Origin of the sequence: Streptosporangium sp. NPDC006013, from assembly GCF_040614275.1 — a bacterium.
In the GTDB taxonomy this organism is placed as follows: domain Bacteria; phylum Actinomycetota; class Actinomycetes; order Streptosporangiales; family Streptosporangiaceae; genus Streptosporangium.
Map to the genome: position 1 here is coordinate 57,079 of NZ_JBEXUE010000006.1, position 8,886 is coordinate 65,964.

Annotated in this window: 10 protein-coding genes; 7 read left to right on the forward strand and 3 right to left on the reverse strand. The window is 67.8% G+C overall.

From position 1 onward, the window contains the following. Positions 1 to 89: 89 nt before the first annotated feature. From ABZ260_RS02150 to ABZ260_RS02160, 3 genes are read left to right on the forward strand one after another with little or no spacing between them, the layout of a single operon-like run. On the forward strand, positions 90 to 671 hold the full coding sequence (locus ABZ260_RS02150) for an NAD(P)H-dependent oxidoreductase (protein WP_355611758.1): 582 nt from the start codon (positions 90 to 92) through the stop codon (positions 669 to 671). A 6-nt stretch (positions 672 to 677) separates the two neighbouring features. Then, complete coding sequence (locus tag ABZ260_RS02155; RefSeq protein WP_355611761.1) at positions 678 to 2,171, forward strand: MDR family MFS transporter; 1,494 nt, start codon at positions 678 to 680, stop codon at positions 2,169 to 2,171. Positions 2,172 to 2,178: 7 nt separating this feature from the next. Then, positions 2,179 to 2,724, forward strand: a complete 546-nt coding sequence (locus tag ABZ260_RS02160; RefSeq protein ID WP_355611764.1) for a YciI family protein — start codon at positions 2,179 to 2,181, stop codon at positions 2,722 to 2,724. 104 nt (positions 2,725 to 2,828) lie between these two features. Here ABZ260_RS02160 and ABZ260_RS02165 read toward each other — a convergent pair whose 3' ends face one another. Next, positions 2,829 to 3,023 (reverse strand): Tn3 family transposase, encoded by a 195-nt coding sequence (locus ABZ260_RS02165; RefSeq protein WP_355611784.1) that lies wholly within the window; start codon positions 3,021 to 3,023, stop codon positions 2,829 to 2,831. Here ABZ260_RS02165 and ABZ260_RS02170 point away from each other — a divergent pair. Both ABZ260_RS02170 and ABZ260_RS02175 read left to right on the forward strand, forming a co-directional pair. Then, positions 2,968 to 3,132 (forward strand): hypothetical protein, encoded by a 165-nt coding sequence (locus ABZ260_RS02170; protein ID WP_355611791.1) that lies wholly within the window; start codon positions 2,968 to 2,970, stop codon positions 3,130 to 3,132. The genes ABZ260_RS02165 and ABZ260_RS02170 overlap by 56 nt on opposite strands. Positions 3,133 to 3,429: 297 nt before the next feature. Beyond that, positions 3,430 to 4,236, forward strand: a complete 807-nt coding sequence (locus tag ABZ260_RS02175) for an NmrA family NAD(P)-binding protein (RefSeq protein ID WP_355611767.1) — start codon at positions 3,430 to 3,432, stop codon at positions 4,234 to 4,236. 350 nt (positions 4,237 to 4,586) lie between these two features. Here ABZ260_RS02175 and ABZ260_RS02180 read toward each other — a convergent pair whose 3' ends face one another. Continuing rightward, on the reverse strand, positions 4,587 to 5,144 hold the full coding sequence (locus tag ABZ260_RS02180) for an ATP-binding protein (protein WP_355611770.1): 558 nt from the start codon (positions 5,142 to 5,144) through the stop codon (positions 4,587 to 4,589). Beyond that, positions 5,101 to 5,466: a hypothetical protein gene (locus ABZ260_RS02185; protein ID WP_355611773.1), complete on the reverse strand. Its 366-nt coding sequence runs from the start codon at positions 5,464 to 5,466 to the stop codon at positions 5,101 to 5,103. Before ABZ260_RS02185 ends, ABZ260_RS02180 begins: the two co-directional genes overlap by 44 nt. A gap of 738 nt (positions 5,467 to 6,204) precedes the next feature. On the opposite strand from ABZ260_RS02185, the gene ABZ260_RS02190 reads away from it, so the two are divergent. Together ABZ260_RS02190 and ABZ260_RS02195 are read left to right on the forward strand one after the other, a co-directional pair. Continuing rightward, a complete protein-coding gene (locus ABZ260_RS02190) occupies positions 6,205 to 7,482 on the forward strand; it encodes a helix-turn-helix domain-containing protein (RefSeq protein ID WP_355611776.1) in 1,278 nt (425 codons plus the stop codon). Then, on the forward strand, positions 7,479 to 8,886 hold a 1,408-nt coding region (locus ABZ260_RS02195; RefSeq protein WP_355611779.1), incomplete at its 3' end, for a prolyl oligopeptidase family serine peptidase. The genes ABZ260_RS02190 and ABZ260_RS02195, both read left to right, overlap by 4 nt.

Sequence of the window (8,886 nt, forward strand, 5' to 3'; positions counted from 1 at the left end):
TCTGTCGATACAACGTACCGACAGTAGACAACGTACACATGCATGTGTACGTTGTATTTACTCAATACATTGTACGCAAGGGAAGATAAGTGCTCAAGATCGCCGTCATTCTCGGCAGCACCCGTGAGGGACGCTTCGGCCCCGCCGTGGCGAACTGGCTGCTGGACCACCTCCATCAGCGCGACGACATGAGCGCCGACCTGATCGACCTGGTCGAAACCCCGCTGCCGACCGTTCTGCCGGTGCTCGGCCAGCCGCCCGCCTCACAGGAGGACAGGGATCTGCTGGCGGCTGTCTCGCCGCGCCTGGCGGCGGCCGACGCCTTCGTCATCGTGACGCCCGAGTACAACCACAGCTTCCCGGCCGCGCTGAAGAACGCCATCGACTGGCACGGCATCGAATGGCAGGCCAAGCCCGTCGCGTTCGTCTCCTACGGCGCCTTCTCCGCCGGGCTGCGCGCGATCGAGCAACTCCGGCTCGTCCTGGCCGAACTGCACGCCGTCACCCTCCGTGACAGCGTCGGCCTGCAACATCCGTGGGCGCAGTTCGACGGCGACGGCAAGGCCCTCGACCCGGCCGCCGACGCCGCCGCCAAGGTCATGCTGGACCGGCTCGCCTGGTGGGCGCACGCGCTGCGCGAGGCCAGGACCGCCCGCCCCTACACCGTCTGAGGCGCCATGACACGCCTGGGCGTCTTCGGGCTGCTGACCGGCATGTTCCTGGCCATGCTCGACGGCCTGATCGTGGGCACTGCGCTGCCCACCATCGCCGGCGACCTCGGTGGCCTGGACCAGTTGCCGGGAGTGGTGACCGCGTACATGCTGGCAGCTGCGGCGACCACCCCGATCTGGGGCAAGCTCGGCGACCTACTCGGCCGCAAGGCCACCTTCGTCTGCTCCATCGCGCTGTTCCTGGCCGGGTCCGCGCTGTGCGGCCTGGCCCAGACCATGCCACAGCTCATCGCTTTCCGCGCCGTGCAAGGGCTCGGCGCGGGCGGGCTCATGGTCGGCGCGCTGGCCATCATCGGCGTGCTGGTCCCACCCCGCGACAGCGGCCGGCTGCAGTCGATGATCGGCGCCATCATGCCCGTCGCCTACGTCGGCGGGCCGCTGCTGGGCGGGCTGCTCACCGACCACCTCAGCTGGCGCTGGACCTTCTACGTCAATCTGCCCGTCGGTGCTCTCGCCCTGCTTCTCATCGCCACCCGGATCCACCTGCCACCCGCGAAACGGGGCCGGCCGCGCATCGATTACACCGGAGCCGTGCTGCTGACCGTCGCCATCGTGGCCCTGACCCTGCTGGCGGGCGGCACCCCCTGGCCCTGGGCGCTCGGCGCGATCGGCGCGTTGGCCCTGGCCGCGTTCGTGGCCGTCGAACACCGCACCGCCGAGCCGATCATCCCGCCCCGGCTGTTCGCCGACCGGAACTTCACCCTCGCCCAGGTCCTGAGCTTCCTGGTCGGCGCGGTGATGCTCACCGTCACCAACTACCTGCCGCAGTACCTGCAGCTCGTGCAGGGCTCCTCTCCGGCGGCCAGCGGCATGCTGCTGCTCCCACTGATGTTCGGCATGCTCGGCGCCCAGCTGCTCACCGGCCGCCTCATCAGCGCCAACGGCCGCTACCGCAGCTACCCGATCTTCGGCGCAGCCCTCATGGCCGGCGGCGCGCTGGCACTGTTCCCACTCGACGGAGACACCCCCGCCGCGCTCGCCTCGGCCCTGACCCTCCCCATCGGAGCAGGCCTGGGCCTGGTGTTGCAGAGCACCACCCTGATCACCATGAACAGCGCAGACCCGCGCGACATGGGCGCGGCCAGCGGCACCCTCACGCTGCTGCGCACCATCGGCGGCTCGCTCGGCATCGCCCTGCTGGGCACCCTGTATGCCGCCCAGGTACGCGGCGACCTGGCCGCCCACCTGGGACCGGCCGCCGCCGACCGACTGACCACGCAAGGCGACCTCACCCCCGCCCTGCTGCCGGACCTGCCCGCCCAGGTGGCCGACGCGGTCCGGCTGGCCGTCACCGGAGGCCTGCACGTCATCCTCATCGGCGCCGCCGCACTGTCCGTCGCCGCCTTCACCATCGCCTGGCTGATCCGCGAAACCCCGCTGCGCACCGGCCCCGCCGACGACCCCGGTGCACCCGCCCCTGCCGCAACCCGTGATAGATAGGCTCGACATGGAATTCTTCTGTTACCACCGTGACCGGCCCGGCTCCGCGGCGCTGCGCGAGAAGCTGGTGGAGGAGCACTGGTCCTACATGGACCGCTACGCGGCGCAGTTGATCGCCCGCGGCCCGACCCTCGACGGCGACACGGCCACCGGCAGCGTGCACATCATCGACCTGCCCGATCCCGGCGCCGCACGCGCGTTCGCCTTCGACGAGCCCAACTACCAGGCCGGCGTGTACCGGGACGTGATGCTGCGCCGATGGCACAACCTGCTGGGGCGCACCATGTGGGACTTCCCCGGTGGCCGCGAAGGCGGCAACCGCTATCTGGTTCTGGGCCTCGGCACGGGACAGGCCGCCGACCTCGTTCCACCGACCGACCGGCGGGACGAGTTGATCGCCTACGGGCCGCTGTTGTCCGACGACGGCGCCACCTGGCTGGGCACGGCAGCCCTGGTCCGGGCGCCGGACCTGGACACGGCCCGCACAGTCCTGGCCCCGGACCGGCATTCCGGTATCGAAGTCCACGAGTGGGTGTTCGGCGGACGACGATGATCAGCACGCGGTCATCACCGGCAGACGGCGCCACATCGCTGCCCCGCCTGACCGCACGCACAAGGACAGCGGCGCGAGCCGATCCCTACCCGGGCCAACCGTGATCACCGAGCAGGGGATTCAGGCCCATCCTCACCCACAACACCCATGGCGGCACCGTCATGCGACGGCGGTGTCGTGCCCAGCGGACGTAGGCCCTTCGCCGGTGCCGAGGAGGCGATCGCGTAGCGGCCCAGGAAGTTGATGTGTTCCCACTGCAGCGGGGACAGGTGGGCCAGGACCTCCGGGCTGATCGTCATGCCGCCGGCCGCGAGTTTCTTCACCGGCGATGACCGCATCCCTCCAGGGGTGTGGACCGACGCCAGGATCGCGCTCGTGCGCCTGCCCGTGGTGTGGCGCGACATCTAGCGCCAGAGGCTGACGGTGAGCCCCGGACCGTTGTGGTGCAGTGGATTACTCCTGATAACGATCCTGTGACAGAAGCTTCACGGAGAGTGAAGTTACTTCAGGGCGTGCTGATCGATCTGGCAAACGGGAGAAGACGCAGTTCGCAGGCAGCAAGCGTGCACAGTGAGGAGGAGCCGGCGCCCTCAACTCAAGAACTGTTGCTTAGCATGGTCAGGCGGACTGTTTGACCTCAAGTGCGGTTGAGTTCCTAGGTTCGTCAGCGACTCATCCAGACAAGACGACCAAAGGAACTCGACTGTGACGACCTTGGTGACAGGCGCCACCGGGAACACCGGCCGGCACGTTGTGGCAGAGCTGGTCCGCCGAGGGGAGCGGGTTCGGGCCCTGACGCGAGACCCGGTGGCGAACGCGGGAAGATTTCCGGCCGAGGTGGAGCTGGTGGCCGGCACGCACAACACACCAGAGAAGTTGGACGCCGCACTCCACGGCGTCAGCCGGCTGCACATCACGGTGACCGCTGGACTTGCCGAGGTCGGGCCCGAACTGGTCCAGCGGGCGGTCGCCGCGGGCGTTCAGCGCTTCACCGTGCTGTGGGGCGGCTGGGTGGGCCCGGTCGAGCAGGCGGTGGCGGACTCAGGCGTGGAATGGACACGTCTGGAAGCACAGGAGTTCATGTCCAACACGTTGACCTGGGCCGAATCGATCCGAGCCGAAGGAGTGGTCCGAGAGCCGTACGACTTTCCCAGCGCGCTGGTGCACGAGGCCGACATCGCGGCCGTGGCAGCCGTCGCACTGCTCGACGACGGCCACGCGGGGCAGTCCTACAACCTCACCGGACCCGAACCGCTGACCCCGAGTGAGCGGGTCGCGATCCTGTCGCGGACGCTCCGTCGCGACATCGCCTTCGAGCCGATAACGCACGAACAGGCGATCGACAGGCTGATGGCCACCGGAGTGTCCCGGGCGGACGCCGAGTATGTCGTTGGCTGGTACGCCGCGTCCAATGATTCCTCCAAGACCGTGGACGACACGGTCGCAAGGGTGACCGGCCGTCCGGCACGTACGTTCGTGCAGTGGGTGGACGAGCACGCAGACCGTTTCTAGTGCTGTGACCGGGAAGGTTCACCGGGTTGCTGCTCGCGGTGACCAGGTCACCGCGTGATCATCCAACCCGGCGAACGTATGTGGTCACAGCACTAGCGTTTCCAGGCCGGGGATGATCTCTATCGGCTGAACGCGCCCACGCCGGCCGATCTCCCTGGTTCGGGGCTATGGGTTTCCGCGTTCCCACCGCCGACCGTTGGGTACCGGAGATCAGCTCACCGAACAGCCGTCTCCGTCGTGTGCCTCCAGAACGAACGGGATCATATGACCGTCTCGTTCTCGGGGACGACGCCGTTGGTTGGGAGCGTGGCGGCGCTGCCCTTTCGAGCTCGCGCCGCCGCGCCGGTTGGTCAGGTGAGTTCGAACCAGATGACGGTTCCGGTGGGGTCGCGGTGGAAGCCCCAGCGGGTGGCGAGTTCGTTGACGAGGAGGAGTCCTCGTCCGCCGGTGGCGTCCAGACTGGAGTTCCTGACGCAGGGGATCTGGGCGGAGCCGGGGTCCTGGACGGTGATGATGACGCCGTGCGGGGTGAAGGCGACCGTGACGACGAACTCTCGTGGCGGGTCGCCCGGTGTGGTGTCCGTGGTTTCGGTGTCGGTCGGTTCGGCGTCGATTGGCCTGGTGGAGTGTTCGACGGCGTTGGTGGCCAGTTCGCTGGTGAGGAGTATGGCGTCGTCGCGGAGTGGGTGGTCGTTGCCGAGGATGTCGGCGACGAAGGTGCGTGCGGGTCTGACCTGGTCGGTGGTGGCGGGGAAGCGCTGGGAGATGACGGGGGTGTGGTTCGGTGTCGTCGACCAGCCGGGGATTCGGCCCAGGTGTGGTGACCACATCGCGGGGGCCGGTCCGGTTGTGGTTCGGAATCGGTCAGCGAGCACGCCGACGAGGATGGACAGCAGTCGTACGGTCATCCTGGTCACCTCCCTTGCCGGTGGTCTCGTTGTCCCCGTCGGGGTTTTCGGGGTGCGGCACCGCGACGGTTGTCCGGTGGTCGGGTTGTGGGTGGAAGTCCTCGATGTGCTGCATCCGGGCGGCCAGTTCGGCGGGGGTGTCGGCCTCGATCAGGCCGATGTGCTGCCGGTAGCGGGCGGGGGAGAGGGCCCACCAGTGTCCGGTGCTCTTGCCGTACCAGGGGCGCCAGTCGGGGAAGCGGAGTGTCAGCGTGCGCAGCGCGCGGGGGTCGTCGCCGGGTTCGTGCCGGAGGTTCTCGGTCTCGACGAGAGGTGTGCTCATGCCGTGACCCCCTTCCGGTACGCCTCGCGCCTGCCAGGCCGCAGACCTGGCGGCGATTCGCGCCCGTACGGTGGTGCGGCCGGTCGCGAGTGGCGTCCCCGGCTGAGGGGAGAACGGTTCGTCGGACGCGGGGCCACGGTGGTCGGTAGGGGAGGCGCGGGTAGTCGGCCGCAGAGCCCGAGGCGGCGCCGGGCCGTCATGCGGGTACGGACCTGGGCCGGGGTGGGTTGTTCCCACAGGTGAGCAGGCCGGTGCGGCAGGCTGGTGGCGTCGTGTGCGTAGGGGGGATGGCCGCACCAGCGGCACCCGAGGGGAGTCGGCGGCTGCTCGGCATGCCAGCGAACCCGGATGATCTTCGGGGTTCTACTACTGTGGAGCACAGTTCGCACCTCCGATGTGCGGACGAGGCTCTGCCAGGCGACGCCATTCGCCGGGCAGGGCCGTTTTTTGATGTTCTTGAGCTCGCTGGTCGTGAATGCCTGCCGCTCCCTGTTCGCCCTCGCCGTTCGGGCAGTGGATCCGCTTGGCGGAGTTCGCCATAACCGAGCGTGATTCGCCGGACAGGGCGGCATCGCCTGCGCTTTCGGGGGCGCGTTTCTCCAGCCGATCGAGGGCATGTATCGAGGCGGTGCTCATGGGCGTCCATCTCTCACGATCCAGCTTGCTCAAGGTGCTGACAGCAGACCGCACGACCTGATTTGCTCGCAACGAACAGCAAAAACAGCAGGGAGTGTTCGAATGGCTACCGAAAGGAAAGGTGGTCGCGGGCGGCCGGCCAAGGCCCTCGACCCAGGCTCGTCACTGCTCGCCGCGCTGGGGTCCAGGATGCGCGAACTCCGCAAGGCGCGCTCGCTCACGCTGATGGAACTCGGCGAGCTGACCGGATACTCCTGGCAACACCTCGGTGCGGTGGAACGGGCCTCGGTCGCTCCCTCGGAGTCCGTGGTCATCGCATGCGACACCGCGCTTGGCGCGGGCGGAACGCTCAACAGCATGCTCCCGGGTGTCATCCGCGAGCAGGCGCATCTCCGCCACCGCAGCGAAGCCGCGCGGAGGCCCAGTCCGGAGGCACCGGATTCCGGTGTCGACTGGGGACGGCTCAGTACGTGTGGCAAGCGCGCTTCGGCAATCACCTCCGCCGTGGTGGAGGACATCGAGATGATCACCATGCGCCAGCGTCGCCTCTATCACGAACTGACGTCGGCCGAGATGCTCGTCCCGGTCGACGGCCACCTCGCCCTTCTGTGCTCTCTCCTGGATGCTCCCGCCCCTGACAAGCTGCGGCGGCGAATCGCCTATGCGGCAGGGGAGGCAGCCGGGTTCGCGGCGTGGATCTGGTTCGATCTCGGTGACCACTTCGCGATGGGGCACCGGTACGCCACCGCCTTGGACGCTCTTGGGGAAGCGGGCGACAAAGGGCTTCGGTCCTACGTCAGTGCTTACCGTTCCATCACCGCGGATGCGGCCGGGCGGCCCGATGAAGCCATCCAGCACGCCTCAGCGGCTCTGGACACGGCCGATCGTTCTGTCACCCACGTGACGAGGTCCTGGCTGCACGCCGTGAGCGCCACCGCACGTGTCCACGCGGGCGACGGCAGAGCGGCACTGGCCGAACTCAACAGGGCGAACAGAGCCCTGGAACGGGCCGGTGACGAGCGGGACGAATGGATGTACGACTTCGACCGCGAGCGACTGCTCGGCTACCAGGGCAACTGCCTCCTTGAACTCGGTAGCTACGCCCAGGCCGCCCGTTCCTTCGAGCAGGCCATCGGTGGGGTTCCCACCACGTGCGTACGCCGCAAGGCAGAACTCACCGTGGACCTGGCGCAGGCACGCCTCGGAGAAGGCGAACCCGCCGAGGCCGTACGGCTGGCTCAAGAAGCGATCGCCGTGTTCGCTCGGCGAGGATCGGTCGCCGGGATGTCCCGGGTCCACCGCTTCCGCGACCGGGTGGCACCTCGGCACCCCGAGGTCGCTCGCGAGCTGGATGACTTCGTCCGATCATTGCAAGAGTGAGCCCTATCCCCGCTGAGGTCGTCGCCTGCGCCACCGTCTCGTATGACGCGGTCCAAGCGGTCGGTGAGACCGTCTACTGGATCGAGGGACGGCCGGACGGGGATGTGCTCGTGTGCTGGACGGCTGCCAATGGCCGCCAGGACGTGCTGCCGGAGGGGTTCCACGTCGCTTCCTACGTGCATGAGTACGGCGGGGGGGCCTACCTGGCCACCGAGCGGGATCTGTGGTTCTGCAACGCGGATGACCAGCGGGTCTATCACGTACGCGACGGCCGACACCCCGTGCCGGTGACCCCCGCGTTGGCGGGAACCTGGCGCTATGCCGACCTCCGTCTTGTTCCGGGCACCGGCGAGCTGGTCTGTGTACGGGAACGTCATGAAGAGAGCGGCGTCCACAACGAGTTGGTTGTTCTGTCGGCCGAGCCGTCGATCATCGCCTCCGGCGAGGACTTCTACATGTCTCCGGAGCCCAGTCCTGACGGGAAGCAGCTTGCCTGGGTCTCATGGAACGCGCCGCTCATGCCGTGGGACGGTTCCCGGCTCTGGTTGGCCGACATCGGGCCTGATGGTGCGCTTACCGGTACGAGGCTGGTCGCGGGCGGGGACGAGGAGTCGGTGTGCCAGCCGCGGTGGAGCGACGACGGGGTGCTGCACTTCGTTTCCGACCGCTCAGGATGGTGGAACCTGTACGCCTGGCACGACGGCCATGCTGAGCCGGTCATCACGGGAGAATTCGAGGTTGCGGCGGCTCCCTGGGAGTTCGGGTATCGCACTTATGTTTTTCAGGGTAACCAGGTCGTAGCCGTCATCCAGCAGGGGGCGCTGCACTTCTTAGTTGTGAAGCGCTCCGACGGTGATGTGGAACGGCTCGCGTTGCCGTACACCTCGATCAAGCCCTATTTGGCTGTGGTAGATGGGAAAGTCGCCTTCATCGGCTCCAGTCCTACTCGGTTGCCTACGGTGGTGCTGGCTGAGACCAGCGGTGCTGTTCGTGAGCTCACACCGGCCGACGTCACTCTTGACCAGGCATCGCTCGCCCGGCCGGAGCCTTTCACTTTCGGTACCCGCGACGGGGGTGAGGCGTACGGCCTCTACTACCCGCCCTTGGGAGGAAGCGATGGGCCTCCGCCACTGCTTGTACGGGCTCATCCGGGGCCGACGGCGAACTGGCCGCTGCGTCTGGACTTGCATGTGCAGTACTTCACGAGTAGAGGTTTCGCCGTCGCTGATGTCGACTACAGGGGGAGTACTGGGTACGGCCGCGCGTACCGGTTAGGTCTTCGTCATCGATGGGGGATGGTCGACGCCACTGATTGTGCTGATGCGGCTCGTCACCTGGTGTCCGCCGGTCGGGCGGATCCTGGGCGGGTGGCGATCTGGGGGGCCAGCGCCGGCGGGTACACCG